The organism is Nocardia carnea (assembly GCF_029868855.1).
Taxonomy (GTDB): Bacteria; Actinomycetota; Actinomycetes; order Mycobacteriales; family Mycobacteriaceae; genus Nocardia; species Nocardia carnea_A.
In genome coordinates this window covers 73,699-91,599 of the sequence record NZ_JARWOV010000239.1, presented here as the reverse complement: position 1 = coordinate 91,599, position 17,901 = coordinate 73,699, and the positions used below count along the sequence as shown (strand labels likewise).

Annotated in this window: 15 protein-coding genes and 1 pseudogene; 8 read left to right on the top strand and 8 right to left on the bottom strand. The window is 67.6% G+C overall.

Translation table 11 applies throughout. The features are described from left to right. Window positions 1-83 precede the first annotated feature (83 nt). Complete coding sequence (locus QH195_RS23565) at window positions 84-1,445, top strand: LLM class flavin-dependent oxidoreductase (protein WP_280423759.1); 1,362 nt, start codon at window positions 84-86, stop codon at window positions 1,443-1,445. An 86-nt stretch (window positions 1,446-1,531) separates the two neighbouring features. Here QH195_RS23565 and QH195_RS23560 read toward each other — a convergent pair whose 3' ends face one another. The 3 genes and pseudogenes from QH195_RS23560 to QH195_RS23550 form a co-directional block, all read right to left on the bottom strand. Beyond that, on the bottom strand, window positions 1,532-2,170 hold the full coding sequence (locus QH195_RS23560; protein WP_280437042.1) for a LysE family translocator: 639 nt from the start codon (window positions 2,168-2,170) through the stop codon (window positions 1,532-1,534). Window positions 2,171-2,347: 177 nt separating this feature from the next. Then, window positions 2,348-4,045, bottom strand: a complete 1,698-nt coding sequence (locus QH195_RS23555; protein ID WP_280437041.1) for an AMP-binding protein — start codon at window positions 4,043-4,045, stop codon at window positions 2,348-2,350. A gap of 164 nt (window positions 4,046-4,209) precedes the next feature. After that, a pseudogene (locus QH195_RS23550) lies at window positions 4,210-4,323 on the bottom strand (oxidoreductase); the annotation flags it as partial. Window positions 4,324-4,398: 75 nt separating this feature from the next. Here QH195_RS23550 and QH195_RS23545 point away from each other — a divergent pair. The 4 genes from QH195_RS23545 (at window position 4,399) to QH195_RS23530 (ending at window position 8,098) form a co-directional block, all read left to right on the top strand. After that, window positions 4,399-4,857: a nuclear transport factor 2 family protein gene (locus QH195_RS23545; protein ID WP_280423756.1), complete on the top strand. Its 459-nt coding sequence runs from the start codon at window positions 4,399-4,401 to the stop codon at window positions 4,855-4,857. 78 nt (window positions 4,858-4,935) lie between these two features. After that, on the top strand, window positions 4,936-5,847 hold the full coding sequence (locus tag QH195_RS23540; protein ID WP_280437040.1) for a crotonase/enoyl-CoA hydratase family protein: 912 nt from the start codon (window positions 4,936-4,938) through the stop codon (window positions 5,845-5,847). After that, window positions 5,844-7,451 (top strand): AMP-binding protein, encoded by a 1,608-nt coding sequence (locus QH195_RS23535; RefSeq protein WP_280437039.1) that lies wholly within the window; start codon window positions 5,844-5,846, stop codon window positions 7,449-7,451. The genes QH195_RS23540 and QH195_RS23535 overlap by 4 nt, the downstream gene beginning before the upstream one ends. Window positions 7,452-7,489: 38 nt before the next feature. After that, on the top strand, window positions 7,490-8,098 hold the full coding sequence (locus QH195_RS23530) for a TetR/AcrR family transcriptional regulator (RefSeq protein WP_280437038.1): 609 nt from the start codon (window positions 7,490-7,492) through the stop codon (window positions 8,096-8,098). A 3-nt stretch (window positions 8,099-8,101) separates the two neighbouring features. Here QH195_RS23530 and QH195_RS23525 read toward each other — a convergent pair whose 3' ends face one another. Continuing rightward, on the bottom strand, window positions 8,102-9,346 hold the full coding sequence (locus QH195_RS23525; RefSeq protein WP_280423752.1) for a cytochrome P450: 1,245 nt from the start codon (window positions 9,344-9,346) through the stop codon (window positions 8,102-8,104). A gap of 122 nt (window positions 9,347-9,468) precedes the next feature. Here QH195_RS23525 and QH195_RS23520 point away from each other — a divergent pair, with 122 nt between their 5' ends. After that, a complete protein-coding gene (locus QH195_RS23520; RefSeq protein ID WP_280437037.1) occupies window positions 9,469-11,583 on the top strand; it encodes an FAD-dependent oxidoreductase in 2,115 nt (704 codons plus the stop codon). 280 nt (window positions 11,584-11,863) lie between these two features. On the opposite strand, the gene QH195_RS23515 is transcribed toward QH195_RS23520, so the two are convergent. The 3 genes from QH195_RS23515 to QH195_RS23505 form a co-directional block, all read right to left on the bottom strand. After that, window positions 11,864-12,844: an SDR family NAD(P)-dependent oxidoreductase gene (locus tag QH195_RS23515; protein ID WP_280437036.1), complete on the bottom strand. Its 981-nt coding sequence runs from the start codon at window positions 12,842-12,844 to the stop codon at window positions 11,864-11,866. A gap of 8 nt (window positions 12,845-12,852) precedes the next feature. Continuing rightward, entirely contained in the window at window positions 12,853-13,695 is an 843-nt protein-coding gene (locus QH195_RS23510; protein WP_280437035.1) for a mycofactocin-coupled SDR family oxidoreductase, read from the bottom strand. 215 nt (window positions 13,696-13,910) lie between these two features. Then, window positions 13,911-14,495 (bottom strand): TetR/AcrR family transcriptional regulator, encoded by a 585-nt coding sequence (locus QH195_RS23505; RefSeq protein ID WP_280423748.1) that lies wholly within the window; start codon window positions 14,493-14,495, stop codon window positions 13,911-13,913. Between the two features lie 359 nt (window positions 14,496-14,854). On the opposite strand from QH195_RS23505, the gene QH195_RS23500 reads away from it, so the two are divergent. Then, on the top strand, window positions 14,855-15,736 hold the full coding sequence (locus QH195_RS23500; RefSeq protein WP_280437034.1) for an alpha/beta fold hydrolase: 882 nt from the start codon (window positions 14,855-14,857) through the stop codon (window positions 15,734-15,736). 109 nt (window positions 15,737-15,845) lie between these two features. Here QH195_RS23500 and QH195_RS23495 read toward each other — a convergent pair whose 3' ends face one another. Then, window positions 15,846-16,646: an inositol monophosphatase family protein gene (locus QH195_RS23495; protein WP_280423746.1), complete on the bottom strand. Its 801-nt coding sequence runs from the start codon at window positions 16,644-16,646 to the stop codon at window positions 15,846-15,848. Between the two features lie 169 nt (window positions 16,647-16,815). Here QH195_RS23495 and QH195_RS23490 point away from each other — a divergent pair, with 169 nt between their 5' ends. Beyond that, window positions 16,816-17,622, top strand: coding sequence for an SAM-dependent methyltransferase (locus tag QH195_RS23490; protein WP_280437033.1), 807 nt, complete (start codon window positions 16,816-16,818; stop codon window positions 17,620-17,622). Window positions 17,623-17,901 lie beyond the last annotated feature (279 nt).

The following is a 17,901-nucleotide window of genomic DNA, read 5'->3' as shown; positions in this document are numbered from 1 at the left end:
CGTGGGTTGCTGCCGCACCAGAGTTCGGATCAGCAAGCGAATTACCGTTCCCCGGCAGGCGGCGGCGTTGCTCTAATGCGGCTATGCCGCAACCTTCTCCTGCCGGGCGACGTCGACTCGCTCTGAACGCGTTCATCTACCCAGCGGGTCACCACGAGGCCGCCTGGCGGCATCCGCTGAGCCGCCCGGACCGGATCTACGATGTGCGCTATTACCAGGAGATCGCGCGTACCGCCGAAGCCGCTGCCTTCGACGCGGTTTTCTTCGCCGACGGCCCCGCCCTGCGGACAAATGTGGCCTACAACGCCGCGCCCGGACTGGAGCCGATCACGCTGCTCACCGCGATCGCCGCGGCCACCACCCGTATCGGGCTGATCGCGACCGCCTCCACCACCTACTACGAGCCCTACAACCTGGCCCGGCTCTTCTCCTCGCTGGACCATATCTCCGGTGGCCGGGCGGGCTGGAATATCGTCACCACCGGAACCGATCTGGCGGCCGCCAATTTCGGTCTCGACCGCCACCCCGACCATGCCGAACGCTATGCGCGGGCCCGTGAATTCGTCGACGCGGTGACGGCGCTGTGGGACAGCTGGGAGGACGACGCGGTCCTGCTCGACCGTGCCGCCGGCCGCTACGCCGACCCGGACAAGATCCATCCCATCCATTTCACGGGCGAACATCTGCGGGTGCGTGGCCCGTTCTCCGCGGCCCGCACCCCACAGGGTTATCCCGTGCTGGTCCAGGCGGGCGCCTCGAACGACGGCCGCGCCTTCGCCGGCCGCTACGCCGAGGCCATCTTCACCGCACATCAGCGCCTCGCCGACGCCCAGGCCTTCTACACCGATATCAAACGCCGCGCCGCCGAATTCGGCCGCGATCCCGACCATGTGAAGGTTCTCCCCGGCCTCAGCCCATTCATCGCGGACACCGAAACCGAGGCGAAACAGCTCGAACGGGAGTTCAACGAACTCACGGTCCCCGAATACGGTCTCACGCAACTGGAGTCGCTGGCGGGTGCCTCGTTGCGGCGGCTGCCGCTCGACGAACCGGTACCGGCAGGCTTGTTCGCCGACGCCGGCGATGTCACCGACAACACCGCCAGCCGACGCCAGGTCGTGGCCGGTATCGTGCGCCGCGAACGCCCCACCCTGCGCGGCCTGCTGCACCGTCTCGCCGGGGCCCGCGGGCACCGCGTCTTCGCCGGAACCCCGGAACAGGTGGCCGACACCATCGAGGAATGGTTCCGTTCGGGCGCCGCCGACGGTTTCAATGTGATGCCGCCCTATTACCCCGGCGGCCTGGAGATCTTCACCGAAACCGTCGTACCGATCCTGCGGGACCGCGGACTGTTCCGCACCGAGTACACGGGCACCACCCTGCGTGACCACCTCGGCCTGCCGAAACCCGCGAGCCGTTTCGCGCCCGCGCCGATACCCGGTTAGCGGGAGATCCCGGCTGCGTCGGCGGAACCACCGGTGGACGAATCCGGAACGAACGCCGTCCCTGTCGTACGGGGTCCGGAGCCGCGTTACTGCCGGTTGTCGGCGAACAGCAGAGTGCCGCCGAGACCGATCATCATCGCCCCGCCCGACGCGCCCGCCACGGACAGCCGCCGGGGCGACCCGGAGAACCAGCCACGCGCGGCGCCGGCCAGCAACGCCCACACGCTGTCGCAGGCGAACGCGACCGCGGTGAAAACCGCACCGAGCACCATCATCTGCAACGGAACACGGCCCGCGTGGAAATCGACGAACTGGGGCAGAACGGCCACGAAGAAGACGATCGTCTTCGGGTTGGTCGCCCCCACCAGGACTCCCTCGCCGAACACGCGCCACGGCGGTATCGCGGTCACCCCGGAATCGGGCGTCTCGATGCCGTCCCGGCGATGACGGATGGCCTGAATGCCCAGGTAGGTCAAATACAGGGCGCCGAAGACCTTGACGATTGTGAACAGGACGATCGATTTCGCCACGATCGAACCGACCCCGCCGGCGACCAGGCAGATCGGCACCAGACCACCGACTTCGTTGCCCAGTACGCTGAGCAACCCGCCCTTACGGCCCAGCGACAGCGACCGCCCGATCACGAACAGCACACTGGGCCCGGGAATCACGATCAGAACCAGCGAAGCCAGTCCGAATGTCAGCAATGCGTCGCCGGTCGGCACCGTCCGAGAATATCAGCGGACCGCTTGCGCTGCCTCCGCATAATGAGGGCCTGACAGCCGTTCAGCGCGCTGTCTTCGGCATCCTGCTCATACTCGGCCGAATCGGCCGCGGTACGTTCTGCGCCGCTCGCCGTATCGAGATCCGCACCGGCCGGAACCCGCCCGCCGGACGCGCCGTCACCGACTCGGAGTTCCTGGGTCCGGCAGGAACCGTGCGCGGCCGTAGGTGTGGAATTCCTGTTCGAGCTCCTGTTTACCGGCCTCGGTCAGCAGTTCGTAGGTCGGCGCTCCCCGCCCCACCCGGTGGTATACGGGTTCGCCGACACGCCACAATTGCGCCTGCAGCTCGCGTTTGAGCACCTTGTTCGACCCGGTCACCGGCAGGTTCGCCGATACCCGCACGAATCGCGGCGCCGCCTTGGTTCCGAGATCGTCCTGGGCGGCGAGGAATTCCGCGAACTCGGCCGGGTCGAAATCCGCGACCTCGGCGACCTCGATCGCGGCCATCACCTGATCACCGGAACGCGGATCGGGCACCGCGTACACACCCGTCGCGATGATCTTCGGGTGGCGCCGCAGGATCCGCTCGATCGTCAGCGCGGAAGTGTTCTCCCCGTCGACGCGGATCCAATCACCTTTGCGACCGGCGAAGTAGATGAACCCGGCCTCGTCGATATAGCCGAGGTCACCGGTCCAGTACCAGCCGTGCCGGATGCGTTCGGCCACCGCGGCCTCGTTTTTGTAATACCCCTCGAAACGTTTCGCGCCGCCCTTGTCGACCATCTCCCCGATCGCCTCGTCCGGGTTCAGCACCCGGCCGTACCGGTCCAGTTTCGCGCGGGCACAGTCGACCAGGGTATCCGGATGCACGACGGCGATATCGGCGTGCGCGGGCCGGCCCATGGCTCCCACGGGTGCGTCCGGATCGGCCTTCACCGACCCCGCCCCCTCCGACGATCCGTAACCCTCGTACAACTCGGCCCCGAAACGGCGGGCGAACTCGGCTCTGTCCTCGGGCGATGCTTCGGTGCCGAAACCCCGGACGAGGGGGTTGTCGATATCGTCGGGCTGTTCCGGGGTGGCCATCAGGTAGCTCAGGGCCTTGCCGACGTAGGTGAAGAAGGTGGCGCCGAAGAACCGCACATCGGGCAGGAACCCCGAGGCCGAGAACCTGGGGGTCAGGCAGACCGTCGCACCGTTGGCCAGCGCCGGCGCCCACAGCGCCATCAGCGCGTTTCCGTGGAACAACGGCATACAGCAGTAGTCGACGTCCTCGCGGATATGCCCGTACTTCTCGGTGTTCGCGTACGCGAGCCGGGCCAACCGGCCCTGGCTGCAGCGCACCGCTTTCGAGGTACCGGTGGTGCCGGAGGTGAACAACAGCAGGAACAGGGTCGTTTCGTCCACCGCGGGCGCGGCGACCGGCTCCGCCACCCGGTGTTCCCGGACCAGGTCGGGATAGGACGGTGCGTCGACGAGCACGAAACGGTCCGCGCCGAGCCCGAGGTCGAGCCCGCGCAATTTCGCCATCCCGGCGGTATCGGTCACGATCAATTGGCAGTCGACATATCGGATCTCGGCCTCGAGCTCGGCGCCGCGCCGGGTGGGGTTGATACCGACGATCACCGCACCACTCAACGCTGCGCCGCCGAGCCAGAACAGGTATTCGGGGGTGTTCTCGAGCAGCACTCCGATATGGAACGGGCCGTCGGCCCGCAACGCCGTGGCCAGCGCTCCGCGGGCGGCGCTTTCCCGCACCGTCTCGTCCCACGTCCGATCCTGTTCCCGGGTCCGCACCCCCGGGTGCGAATCACCGAGACGGTCGAGCAGCATCTCCGCAATGGTCGCGCGTTCCACCTCAACTCCTGCCCGCATATCCCGTGCCACACGAATCCGGCAACGCCGCACGTGCCGATCCGACGCTATCCAAGTCCGGCACCGGCCCGCCGCAGCAGGTCTCAGCCAGTGGAAAGGGGCTTCCTACCGGCGGCCGTCCAGGCGGCTCGCCGGTACCGACACCGGACACTCGAATGCGGCGTTCAGTCGACCGCCGGCGCCCATTGCACGCCGTTGATATGCGCACCGCTGTCGACGAACAGGGTGTTGCCGGTGAGGTATCGCGCACCGTCGCCGGCGAGGAACGCGACGACCGGATGGTGCGGCCACCGCAGTCCCACCCAGCGAGAGACCCCTTGGGATCCGGTGCCGATCCGAGCTGAGATACGACGATGGACCCTGCCGACCGTCTCGCCCTGACCACGCTCGCGGCGCGCTATGCGCAGGCCGTCGATCGCCGGGACATCGCGGCAGTCGCCGCCCTGTGCACGTCCGAGGTGGTTCTCGTACTGCCGCCGGAACTGAACAGGGCAGACACACCGGCCGTGCTACGCGGCCGGGAGGCAGTGGCCCGGGCGGTGGTCTCGGCGGTATCGCACCTGGTGGCGACCCGGCACGTGGTCGAGCAGCAGGTGGTCGAGACCGGCACCCCCGGCCGCGCATACGGCGAGACCTACTGCACGGCCCACCACATCTACACCCGCGGTGACGGCCACCGGGACAACCGGATCGCCCTCCGATATCGGGACACCTTCGAATACTCCGGCGGCACCTGGTTGTTCTCCCGTCGCGAACTCGTGGTCGATTTCGCCGAGGATGTGCCGGTGACCCGGCCGGCCGCGGGCTCGTGAGCCGGTCACCCCGTTGACAGTCCAAACGGACTGTGAAACCGTTCTCGGTATCTTCGCCGCCGAGATCGGAGCACCGAGATGACTTTCGCCGGGAACACGGTCGCCTACGAAGTCCGCGACCATCGCGCCTACCTCACCTTGAACCGGCCCGAGCGGCTGAACGCGATCACCGGCGAGATGGCCCACGAAATCGGTGCGGCCGTCGCCGCGGCGAACGCCGATGACGCGGTGCGCGTCATCGTGGTCCAGGGTGCCGGCCGTGCCTTCTGCGCGGGCTACGATCTGAAGCTCTACGGCGAAGGCGGCGAAGAACATCAGGGCGCGGTCTGGGATCCGATCAAGGATTTCCGGATGATGAAAACCAACACCGACCATTTCTTCTCACTGTGGCGTTCGGCCAAACCGACCGTCGCGAAGGTGCACGGCTACGCCGTGGCGGGCGGCAGCGATATCGCCCTGTCCTGCGACCTCGTCGTCATGGCCGAGGACGCGCGGATCGGCTATATGCCGGCCCGGGTATGGGGCTGCCCCACGACCGCGATGTGGGTTTATCGCCTCGGCGCCGAACGCGCCAAACGCATGCTGCTCACCGGCGACACCATCGACGGGATCCGGGCCCGGGAATGGGGGCTGGTCATCGACGCGGTCCCGGCGGCCGAACTCGACACCGCGGTCGCAGAACTCGTGGACCGGATGGCCGGGATCCCCACCAACCAGCTGGTCATGCAGAAGATGATGATCAACCAGGCCTACGACAACATGGGCCTGCAGACGACGCAGAATCTCGCGATCCTCTTCGACGGCATCACCCGCCACTCCCCCGAGGGACGCTGGTTCGTCGATTTCGCCCAGCAGCACGGTTTCGACGCCGCGGTCCAGTGGCGCGATACCGGTCGATTCATCCCCGACGGCGGCGGCGATATCCCGCCCGACGACGAGATCGAGCGTATGAAACGGGATCTCGAACACCGAGCGGAGCAGCAGCGATGACCGCGCTCACCGAATCCGTGTGGCCGGTCGACAGCAGCCGCCCGGTTCTCGAGGTCACGGTGGGCGAGTTGCTCCGGCAGGCGGCTGCCGCGACGCCGGAGAAAGTCGCACTGGTCTCGGTGGCTCCGCAACGTAGCGCCCGCATCTGGACCTACGCGGAGATGTACGACGATGCCGAACGCGCGGCGGCCTGGCTGCTCGACCGGTTCCGGCCGGGTGAACATATCGCGGTCTGGGCGCCGAATGTCCCCGAATGGCTCGTGCTCCAGTACGGCGCCGCGCTCGCCGGTCTGGTACTCGTCACGGCGAATCCCGCCCTGCGCGGCACCGAACTCGAATACACACTCGACCGCTCCCGTGCCGCGGGCGTCTTCTACACCGGCAGCTTCCGCGGCACCGATATGGCGGCACAAGTCCACGCTGTGCTGCCCGCGATACCGGCGGTGCGCGTGGCGGTGACGTTCGACGGTTGGCTCGACGAGGTGCGCGGCACCGAAAAGCGCGCGCAGTTACCGGTTGTCGACCCACGTTCGGCCACTCAGATCCAGTTCACCTCCGGCACCACCGGCCGCGCGAAGCCGGCGGTACTGGCGCACCGGTCGATGGTGACCAATGCGGCCTTCGTCCGCGATCGCTGCGGCGCGACGCCGGGTGCGACCTTCGCCACCGCCCTGCCGCTCTTCCACACCGCGGGATGCGGTCTGGCGGCGCTGGGGTCGGTGTATCAGCGAGCCACTCTCGTCCTCGCCGAACTCTTCGATCCGGCGACGATGCTGACGGCGATCCAGGATCATCGCGCCGAGATCTACGGTGGCGTGCCCGCCATGCTGCACGCCCTGCTCGCGTATCCGGGGCTGGCCGAGTTCGATCTCGGTGCGCTGCGGGTCGTGATGTCCGGCGGTGACGCTGTCCCGCCGGCATTGATCGACGGCTGGGCACAGGCCTGCGGCGCCGCGATGAGCGCGGTGTACGGCCAGACCGAACTAGGACCGGTGATCTGCCAGACGAGTCCGGCCGACAGTCGCGACGACAACCTGTACACCGCGGGCCGTCCCCTTCCGGGTGTCGAGGTATCGATCCGCGATCCCGCCACCGGTGCCGTACAGCCCCTCGGGGTCGAGGGCGAGGTCTGTGCCCGCGGATACCAGCAGATGATCGAATACCTCGATATGCCCGCCGAAACCGCGCAGACGATCGATGCCGCGGGCCGACTGCACACCGGCGACCTCGCGACAATGGACGCCCGCGGGTACGTCCGCGTCACCGGCCGCCTCAAGGACATGATCATCCGCGGCGGGGAGAACATCTATCCCCGCGAGATCGAAGAAGTTCTGGCCGCGCATCCCGCGCTCCTCGATGCGGCCGTCCTCGGCCTCCCCGATGAAGCGTGGGGCGAAAGCGTGGCCGCGGTGGTCCTGCCGGACCCGGCACAACCGGCCCCCACCCCGGCGGACCTGCACGACTACCTGCGAGAACGTCTCGCCCCGCATAAAACCCCGAAATCCTGGTACGTCGCCGAGAGCTTTCCCGTGAACGCGATGGGCAAACTCCAGAAGTTCCGGCTTCGGGAACAGATCGCCGACGGCCGGCTCGGCGCACTGTGAACGGCCGGCCGGGGCGCCCGCACCACGAGCAGGTTTCCGTGCGACCGGCGCCGCACACCACCGGCCCGACCCGTCGAGAACAGCACGCGAAAACCCATGCCGCACTGCTCGATGCGACGATCCGATGCCTGGTCGACTACGGCTACGCGGGCACGACCACACAGCGAATCCAGGAGGAAGCCGGCGTCTCGCGGGGCGCACTACTGCATCATTTCGCGTCGAAATCGGAGTTGCTGGTCGCCGCGATCCACCATATCGCCGACCGGCGCCTGGCCGATTTCGGCGATCACGTCGCCGGTCTGGGCGACGGCCCCGAATCCCTTCCGCAGATGGTGCACGCGGTCCGGTCGGCGATGACCGGTCCACCGTTCCAGGCGGCAATGGAACTGTGGGCCGCGTCCCGCACCGACCCACAGTTACGCGAAGCACTCCTGCCCGCCGAGAAACGGCTGGGGTCCGCGCTGCGGAACCATTTCGAGCGGCATGCCGGCATCGCCGATCCCGAAGCGGCCCGGACAGCCTTCGAATCGCTCATGGCACTCGTACGCGGACTCGAACTCACCCGGCTCCTGCGCGCCGATTCGACCCTGGCCGACCGCGTCGTCGACGACTGGCTCGACCACATCGCCCGGCTACGCGAGGCCTGACGGCTACACCGGGGACAGCGGCGGTGACGGCGGGAAGACCACCGGCAGCGCGGTCAACGCCCGATGGAAAGCGCCTGTCCGCCAGGTGAGTTCATCGGCAGGCACCCCGAGCCGGATCTCCGGCAGGCCGTCGAGCAGTTGGTCGATGGCGTCCTGAGCGATCAGGTAGGCCAGCGAACTGGCCGGGCACACATGCGGCCCACCACCGAAAGCCAGATGCGCCCGGTTACCCGCGTGCCGGTTCGACCCGATCACCGGATCGGTATTGCAGGCCGCCATGCTGATGATCACCGGTTGGTGAGCCGGCAACCACACATCGTCGATGAGAATCGGTTGCTTCGGGAAGGTGAAACAGAAATTCGCCATCGGCGGATCGTTGAACAGCACCTCGTCCAGCGCGTCCCGGGTGGACAGGCTGCCGTCGAGGGCGCTGTCGCCGAACTGTTCGTCGGTGAGCATCAACCGCAGCGCGTTCACGATCAGATTCTGCAGTGGTTCGATACCTGCCCCGTATATGGTGCCCACCTGGTTCGCGATCTCGGGTTCGGTCAATGCGCTCGGGTGCTGCATCATCCGGGTCGTCACATCGTCACCGGGTCGAGCGCGTTTGAGCTCGATCAGCTCCGCCAGCGATTTCATCAGCAACGCGGCGCCGTCCTCCGCGCCGACACCCTCGAACATGGCGGCCATCCCCGTCGCGGCCCGCTGCGCGATCTCGGTGGGACACCCCAGCATCGCGTTCAGCACCGCGAAGGTGAGCGGGAACGCGTACTGCTTGATCAGGTCCGCCGACCCGTCACCGCAGAAAGAGTTGATCAGCGGAATGGCAACCCGCTCCACGGTCTCGTGCAGGCCGAACGGGTCGATTTCGGCGAGCCCCGCCACGATCGCCTGCCGGTAGCGGGCGTGCGTGCTGCCGTCGTTGCGGCGGGCGTTCGGCCGCCACTGCATGAGCGGCAGCACCGGACAGTCCGCGGGGATATCGCGCTGCCACGCCCGTGGGTCGGCCGGGAAATGGTCCGGGTCGTTGTAGATGCGCAGGGCCGTGTAATAGCCGATGACCAGCGTCGCGGGCACGCCCGGTGCCACCTCGACGGGTACCAGGGATCCGTACTGTTCCCGCATCGCGCGATAGGTGCTGTGCGGGTCGACCGCGAACTCCGGTACATACAACGGAATTCGCGGGCCGTCGATATCGGTCGGTGAACTGTGCGGAGCCCGGGGCGACAGGCGGTCGGAAATCGTCACCGGACGGATCCTAGGCACAAAACCGGCGGCTTTCGCACGATATGGGCAAGTACCGCGCCGGGGAGGTCTCGGTGGTCGGGAACGACGCCTCGCGCGGTGCCGGAGCGCACTAGTTTCGACGCGTGACCCGCACGAAGACCTTCCCGCACCTGCTCGCCCCCGGGACCATCGGCCCGGTTTCGCTGGCCAACCGCGTGGTCTTGCCCGCGATGGATATGAACCTGTGCGAGGACGGCGAGATCGAACAGGGCGATATCGATCATTACACCGCCCGTGCGGCCGGCGGCACCGGGCTCGTCATCACCGGCGCCTGCGCTGTCGCCTATCCGGTCGGGTGCGCGAGCACCAAGGAACCCGGACTTTCCGAGGACCGGTTCGTTCCCGGCCTCAAAGCTCTGGCCGACGCCGTCCACGCCGCGGGTAGCAAGCTCTGTGTGCAGATGACCCATCACGGCAAGATCGCCCGGATCGATACAGTCCAGGATCGGCCGCTGCTGGTTCCGTCGGCACCGGCCGGCCCCGCGGATCTGTCCGCGCTCGCCGACAACACCCCCGGCGAACTACGGAAGATGGCCGCGGTCACGGCAGGTAAGCAGGCCACATATCACGAGGCCACCCAGGACGATATCGACTGGCTGGTGCGCTGTTTCGCCGAAGCCGCGGGACGGGTGCGCGAGGCCGGCGGGGACGCGGTCGAGATCCATGTCGCGCACGGTTATGTACTCGGCGCCTTCCTGAGCCGCGCGGACAACAAACGCACGGACGAATACGGCGGATCGCTCGAGAACCGAGCACGTCTGGCGGTGGAGGTGATCCGGGCGGTCGAGGCGGAGGTAGGCGATTCGCTCGCGATCCTGGTACGCGTCGCCGGCCGGGAATTCGGCGAGGACGGCGCGCTGACCACCGACGAGGCCGTACGGGCGGCGGCACTGTTCGAGGCGGCCGGCGCCGACGCCATCCATGTCACCGGGTGGGGTCGTAACCCGTTCGCCAATTTCACCGACGGTCCGCTGCCCGACCGTGTCGGCGCCTATACGGACCTGGCGGCCGCGGTGAAGAAGGCCGTATCCATCCCGGTGATCGCCGTCGGCCGGGTGCTGCCCGAGGTCGGCGAGCGGGCGATCGCGGAAGGCACGGCCGATTTCGTGGCCATGGGCCGGCAACTGCTGGCCGATCCGGACCTGGTGAACAAACTCCGTGCGGGGACGCCGGAACAGGTCCGACCGTGTATCAACTGCTACGTATGCGTCCAGGAGAACTTCTGGGACGACACTCCTCTCTGTGCCGTCAACCCCGCACTGGGCCACGAGAAACTGCTTCCGCTCATACCTGCCGCCGCACGAAAACATGTGGTCGTGGTCGGCGCGGGTCCCGGCGGACTCGAGGCCGCCCGGGTGGCCGCCGAGCGCGGCCACCGCGTGACCGTATTGGACAAAGCCGACCGGCTCGGCGGCACGCTCTGGTTTTCCGGACTCACCACACCGGACAACCAGATGCTGCTGGACTGGCTGAAGGTACAGATGCGGCGCCTGGGCGTCGAGATCCGCCTGAAGTCCGAGGCGACGGTGGCATCGGTCCAGGGGCTACAACCGGATGCGGTGGTCGTCGCCACCGGCGCGGTGCGCGGGCGACCGGCGGTGCCGGGCAGCGAACTGCCGCACGTGTACACCGGTGATACCTTGCGCGCCTTGATGACCGGATCCGGAGATGTTTCGCAGGTGCCGCTGGTGCTGCGGACCATCGCCCGGCTCGGCAAACTCGCCGGCATCACCAGGAGCGCGGCGGCGATCCGCGCTGTCACCCGCACGTTCCTGCCGATGGGCAAGAACATCGTCGTGATCGGCGGTTCGCTGGTCGGACTGGAGCTTTCGGAGTTCCTGGCCGAACGCGGACGCAACGTGACACTCCTCGAGGAAAGCCGGCAACTCGGTCTGCCGATGGCGCTACCGCGGCGGTGGACCGCTGTGCGGCACGCGGGTGAGGCGGGTGTGGAAATCCATCGCCAGGCCACGGTGCAGCGGATCACCGGAACACATGTCGAGTTCACCGTCGGAGACGAGACCGCTACTGCCCGGGCGGATATGGTGGTCGTCGCCTCCGAAGTCTCCGCGGGAGCGCAACTCGCCGAGGCGCTGGACGGAGTCGTTCCCGAGGTGCATATCGTGGGCGACGCCGCGAAGGTCGATTACATTCAGGGTGCGATTCATACCGCGTGGCAGGTCGCGACGACGTTGTGAGCACCCGCACGACCTCGCGCAGCGCGCAGTACAAATCGGCGTTCATCTCGGATCCATTACCCTGGGGCGCAGATTCCGTGTTCCGCGGGGCGCAGGTTCCGTACTCCCGGGGGGCGCAGGTTCCGCGGGCAATACGCCTGGGCACCGAGAATCACACCGACACCGCGGATTTCGGAGTCGGTGGCAGCGTCCGAGTCGACGTTACTGCTCGGTGTACAGCAGCAGCCGAACCGAACCGGCACCCCTCGGCCACGCCGGGTCCGGACGGTGGCGTCCCGGCCTAGCGCCGGCGACGATCGGCGACCAGGTCCGCCAATGTCTGCCGGACCGGCCGGAAGGCGATGCCGAGATCGCGTTCGGCGGGGCCGTCGTCGGTGGGTGGCGAGTCGGTGAGGTAGCGGATCGAGGTCTCGCTGAGCTGGCTCATACCGGCCGGCAGCAGGTGCCGGAAGCGGTCCGCGAGCTTACCGGCGCCGACGAGCAGGCGGTCGGGAACACCGTAGTAGCGGACCCGCCGGCCCGTGATATCCGTGAGCAGACCGGCCAATTCGGCGCCTGTCACATGATGTCCGCCCAGAACGTAACGCCGCGGTCCGCGGCCGGGTTCGAGAAGCCGCACATGGGCCTCGGCGAGATCGCGGACATCACCGATCGTGAAGGCCGCGCCGCGCCCCGGAATGCCGACGCGGGTGAAGGCGGCGATGGCTTCACCGGATTCCCCGAACTGATCCCCGGCCGCCGGTCCCACAATGCAACTCGGATAGGTCACCACCACGGGTGCGCCCTGCTGTTGCAGTTCCCGGGCGTACTCCTCCACCCGCGCCTTCGAGGTGGCGTAGCCGTCGCTGCCGCCCGCCGGCGGTAGATCGGGGTGCAGCAGCGGGCACCGCGGATGCCACAGCGCCGTCATGCTCGATACGTACACGATCGGGTCGATACCGCGGCCTGCTGCCTGACCGAGCACATTCCGGGCACCGGCGAGGTTGGCCCGGATCATCTCGTCGGCCGCATCCGCCCGCAGCGCTACGACTGCGGCGGCATGCACCACCGCGTCGCAGCCGTCGAGCGCTTCGCGCACCCGATCGGGGTCGGTCATATCCCCACGCACCACGTCGGAGGCATCGAAATCCAGTGCCGACGCGATCGGGGCCAACCGAGCGGGGTCACGGACCAGCAACCGCACCCGGTGCCCACGGTCGTGTACGGCTTTGGCGGTCCAGGCGCCGACGAAGCCGGTAGCGCCGGTGATCAGCACCCGCATATCCGGCCTCAGTATTTCAACGCACCCGCGTCGACCGGGATCTGCGTACCGGTGATGGCCACCGACGCGGGACCGGCCAGCCATGCCACCACTTCGGCGACGTCCTCGACCGGCATGAAACCGCTCTGACCGTCGTTGGCCGACCGCAGTGGCACCGGCGGGAAACTGTGCAGGAACGACGGATGCTTGCCGAACATCGCCATCATGTCGTCCGGCTGGATCATCGGGGTGTCCACCGAGTAGGGGTGGATCGAGTTCACCCGGATGCCGAATTCACCCGCCTCCAGCGCCAGCGTATTGGTCAATGCCACCAGCCCGTGCTTGGAGGCCGCGTAGTGCCCGTTACCCGGTGTCGCTTTCAAACCGGCCGACGAACTGACGATCACCACCGATCCACCGTTGCCCGCCTCGATCATCGCCGGTAACGCCGCCCGGATCGTGCGCCACGTACCACTGAGGTTGACGTCGACGACGGTGTCCCACTGTTCTTCGCTCATCTCCCACAGGCGAGCCCAGCTCAGCACCCCCGCGTTGGCGATCAGCACGTCGAGGCGGCCGAACTGTGCCATACCGTCGGCCACCAGCTGTTGCAGCGCCGCCAGATCCCGGATATCGACCGCACGGGTCAGGATCTTGCGGCCCGCGGACTCGACCAGCCGCGCGGTCTCCGCGAGATCCTCGGCAGTGGCGGCGGGATAGGTGACGGTGCCGGAGATCTGCGCACACGCGTCGACGGCGATGATATCGGCGCCCTGCTCGGCCAGCCGGACCGCATGCGCGCGGCCCTGGCCGCGGGCCGCGCCCGTCACCAGAGCCACCTGTCCCAGCAGCGGCTCGGTCGGATTACTCATCGTGGCACCTTCGATCATCGTTGTCGGGCGGAGGGCCGGCTCCGGCCATTCGCGGTACGGGCGTACTCGCCGAGGGGCCCGAGCGGGTTCCGACCGGTCCACGTCTCTCGGCAGCTGAAACGAAGTTAGACGGGTGTCCATACAACAGTCAAGGCCGCTGGCAGCGCGCGAACCGGCGACGGGCGCCACCCCACAGGCACACCGGCCGGGGCTGCTCAGGCGCGGCCGGTGGCGGGAATCGCGCGCTCGACCGCCATGCGGACCAGTTCACCGGCCCGCTCCTCGGTGAACACCCCGGGCAGGGTGAGTCGTTCGAGAATAAGCCAGTTGAGGGCAAGGAAGAGCAGGACGACGGTGTTCTCGTCGCCCGGCATCCCGTTGTCCACGTGGTTGCGGATATTGAAGTCCAGATCGGCTCGGACCCTTTCGGTGAGCAGAGCTTGCAGTTCGGGCCGCCGGGTGGCTTCCAGCCGGAGTTCGAGGAGCGCGAGATAGCCGGTGCGGAACCGGGTGACACGTCCGACGACTTCGGTCATGAGTTCGGTGACGGTCTCGCGGGACCGGGGTCCCTGGAGTTTCACCATGACCGATTCGTCCGGGACCAGCCTCTCGTAATACCGGTGTCCCGTCTGAACCAGGAGGTCGTCACGGTTGGCGAAGTAATTGGAGGCGGTGCCGGCCGGCACCTCGGCCTCTTTGTCCACTGCGCGGAAGGTCAAACCTCGGGCCCCGTCCCGGGCCAGGACCTCGATCGATGCGTCCAGCAACGCCTGGCGGCGCTGGGGGTTGGTACGAACCACTTGACACCACTCCATCTGTAGTACTACGGTTCAAATCACTTCGTTCAGAGTACTACAGACGAGGCGGTAAGAAGCAAGGGCGGCGCCCGTTCTGCTCCCACCGTCCTCGCCGAAAGGCGGAACCGATATGCGAAAGCCACACGGCACCTTCCCGATTCCGGACAACCACCAGCGCCTCGCGGCTCGGCCCACACCGCCGCGCGCGGCAATCACCAAAAAGAGCCTGCCCCGGCACACCCGGCGCGGCGCCCGGTAGCACCGCTCCGGGGTCGCCCCGGAGCCAGCTCGCACAAACAGAACCGGCCGGTTCGACAACACCGAAAAGATCGGCGCTCGGCAGTGCCGCAGAAGAGGACGATATGTGTGACGTGAAGATCTGGAGCGAAGAGTTCGGCACCGCCACGGATACTCCGATCCTGTTGATCATGGGGTCGATGTCGCAGGGCATCCTGTGGCCGGAGGAGTTCATCGACCGTCTCGTCGCCGGAGGTCGCCGGGTGATCCGGTACGACCACCGCGACACCGGAATGTCGGACACCGTCGACTTCGCGACCCAGCCGTACACCTGGGAGGACATCAAGAACGATGTGTACCGCGTGCTGGACGCCCACGGTCTGGAAAGCGCGCATCTGGTGGGGCATTCGGCGGGCGGCCTGCTCGCCCAGCTCGTCGCGGTGGAACGGCCGGAACGGGTGCGCTCACTGACCGTCATCGGCTCCTCACCGCTCGGCGGCGGCGAGGGCCAGGTCCTCATGCGCGCCCTGCTCGGTGAACCCCAGGACCAGGGAAGCCTGCCCGCGCCGTCATCGGAATTCGTCACCTTCTACCGCGAGCTCATGGCAGCACCGCCGCCGGCGGACCGGCGCACTCGTATCGACGGCATGGTCGCCGAACAGCGCGTACTGCACGGAAACGGCCTGCCGTTCGACGACGCGGCGGCACACGAACTGCAGGAACGGATCCACGACCGGGCCCGCGACCTGTCGGCCGCAGCGAACCACCGTCTGGCGGCCGCCGCCCGGCCCGATTTCGAGCCGACCGGCGTACTACACCGGGTACAGGTACCCGCTCTGGTCGTGGAAGGCAGTCACGAACCGGTCAAACGGGGTCACGGGGCGGTGATCGCCGAACAGATCCCGGGAGCTCGGCTACAGATCGTCGCCGGGATGGGCCATACGCTCCCACCACAGGTGCACGAGGAACTGGCGACCGCCATCCTCCTACATACGGCGAAGGGATGAATCCGCGCAATGCTGTCCGCCGGGCCGCGCACAGACGCTCCCGAGAAACCGCACGGCCCGCCGGATTTCTCGCCGGACGGCCCTCGGAGCTCATCGGAGACCGCACTCGTCAGTAACGCTCGTTCAGGTATCCGAGCAACTCGTCGTGGAGCAGTCCGTTCGAGGCGGCCGCGCTGTCGCCGAGAGGCCCCGGGCTACCGTCCAGTCCGGTGAAGGCGCCACCGGCCTCGGTCACGATGACGGCATGTGCGGCCATCTCCAACGGCGAGAGGTCCGGGTCGGCGCAGATATCTACCACGCCTTCGGCGACCATCATGTAGGGCCAGAAATCGCCGTACGCACGCGTACGCCACACCTCCCGGGAAAGCGCCAGCAGACCGCTGAGCCGGCCCTGTTCCTCCCAGCCCGCGAACGAGGAGTACGCGAACGACGCGTCCGGCAATTTCGAAACACCCGAGACGCGCATCCGGGTGGCCGAGGACAGATTACGGCCGGTGAATGCGCCGTGGTCCTGCGCGGCCCACCAGCGGCGGCCGAGCGCGGGGGCGGATACGACGCCGACCACCGGCCGGTAGCCACCCTCCGATGCTTCGATCAGCGAAATCTGCGTGGCCCACACCGGTACTCCGCGCGCATAGTTCTCGAGACCGTCGATGGCATCCACTACCCAGCAACGCGGACCGGTGCCCTCCAGCCCCTCCCCCTCGCCGAGCACAGCGTCACGCGGACGGGAACGCTGCAGCTGACCGCGAATGAGCTTCTCCACCTCGGTTTCCGATTCGCGCACCGCTTCCAGATCCGGCTTCGACTCGACAACGAGGTCGAGGGCCTTGAAGCGTTCCATGCTCGCCGCGGCCGCGGAATCCACGAGAACATGGGCGAATCGGAGGTCGTCGAGGTGGTCCTGCACCCATTGAAGCTATCCGCAGCAAACGGGCAGCGCCACCGGGCGCTGCGCCACCCCCGCAACGAAACTTGCGCCACCTGCACCGATCTCCGCACCTCGCATGCGGTGAAATCGGGATCGGCGATATTGTCGACTGTGTTGTACGGGTGTAGTTCTCGGATCGGAGTGTGCTGTGGCGAGAAAATCGTTGGATCTGCAAACCGACAAACCGCACAGCGCCCGGATCTACGACTACCTGCTCGGCGGTAAGGACAACTATCCGGCAGACCAGCAAGCCGCGGCGAAGGTGGAGCAGGCGGTTCCGGACGCGCGTAAGGTCGCCCGGGCCAATCGGGACTTCATGCACCGCGCCGCGCGATTCGCGGCCGAGTCGGGGATCGGCCAGTTCCTCGATATCGGCACGGGGATTCCGACCGAACCGAATCTGCATCAGGTCGTCCAGGAGGTGAATCCGGCCGCGCGGGTGGTGTATGTGGACAACGATCCACTGGTCCTCGCCCACGCGCGGGCACTCATGACCGGCACCCGGGAGGGGCGCACCGGCTATATCAACGCCGATCTCACCGCACCGGACACGATCCTGTCCGCACCCGCGCTGACCGACACCCTCGACCCGGACGTACCGACCGCGCTGAGCCTCATCGCGATCGGCCACTTCGTCGCGGGTGACGCGATCTACGACGCCGTCGCGACCCTGCTGGATGCACTGGCGCCGGGCAGCTACCTGGCGATGACGCATCTGACCGCGGAGATCGACCCCGAGGGCGTCGCCGGCACCGTCGCGACCTACACCCAGAGCGGTATCGCGATGCAACCTCGCAGCCGTGACGAGTTCGAGCGGTTCTTCACCGGCCTGGAATTGATCGAACCGGGGGTCGTCCCGTTGCACCGGTGGCGGCCGCGGATGGACCAGCCCGCCGCCTACGACCAGACCCTGCCGTTGTATGCCGCAGTCGGCCGTAAGCACGCACCGGCGTAGCCGGGACCACTCGGCACCGCCCCGGACATCCCGAGCGGGCGTGGCCTGAATGTCCCGCGACGAACAAACACGGCGGAACCGAGAACAGCCGGTCGGTCACGTCGAGCGGTACCGGCGTCGTGGCCGAGCCGGCCCGACGGTTTCTCAGCGGGTCACCCGCGTGTGCGCGGCGCACCGGCAGATCGCAAGTACACAGCCCCGGTCCGGTTGTGCGTGGCGAGTCCGGTGACCGGGTCGAGCTTCCTCCGGCCGTGGGCACCGAGGGTGACATCGGAAGGT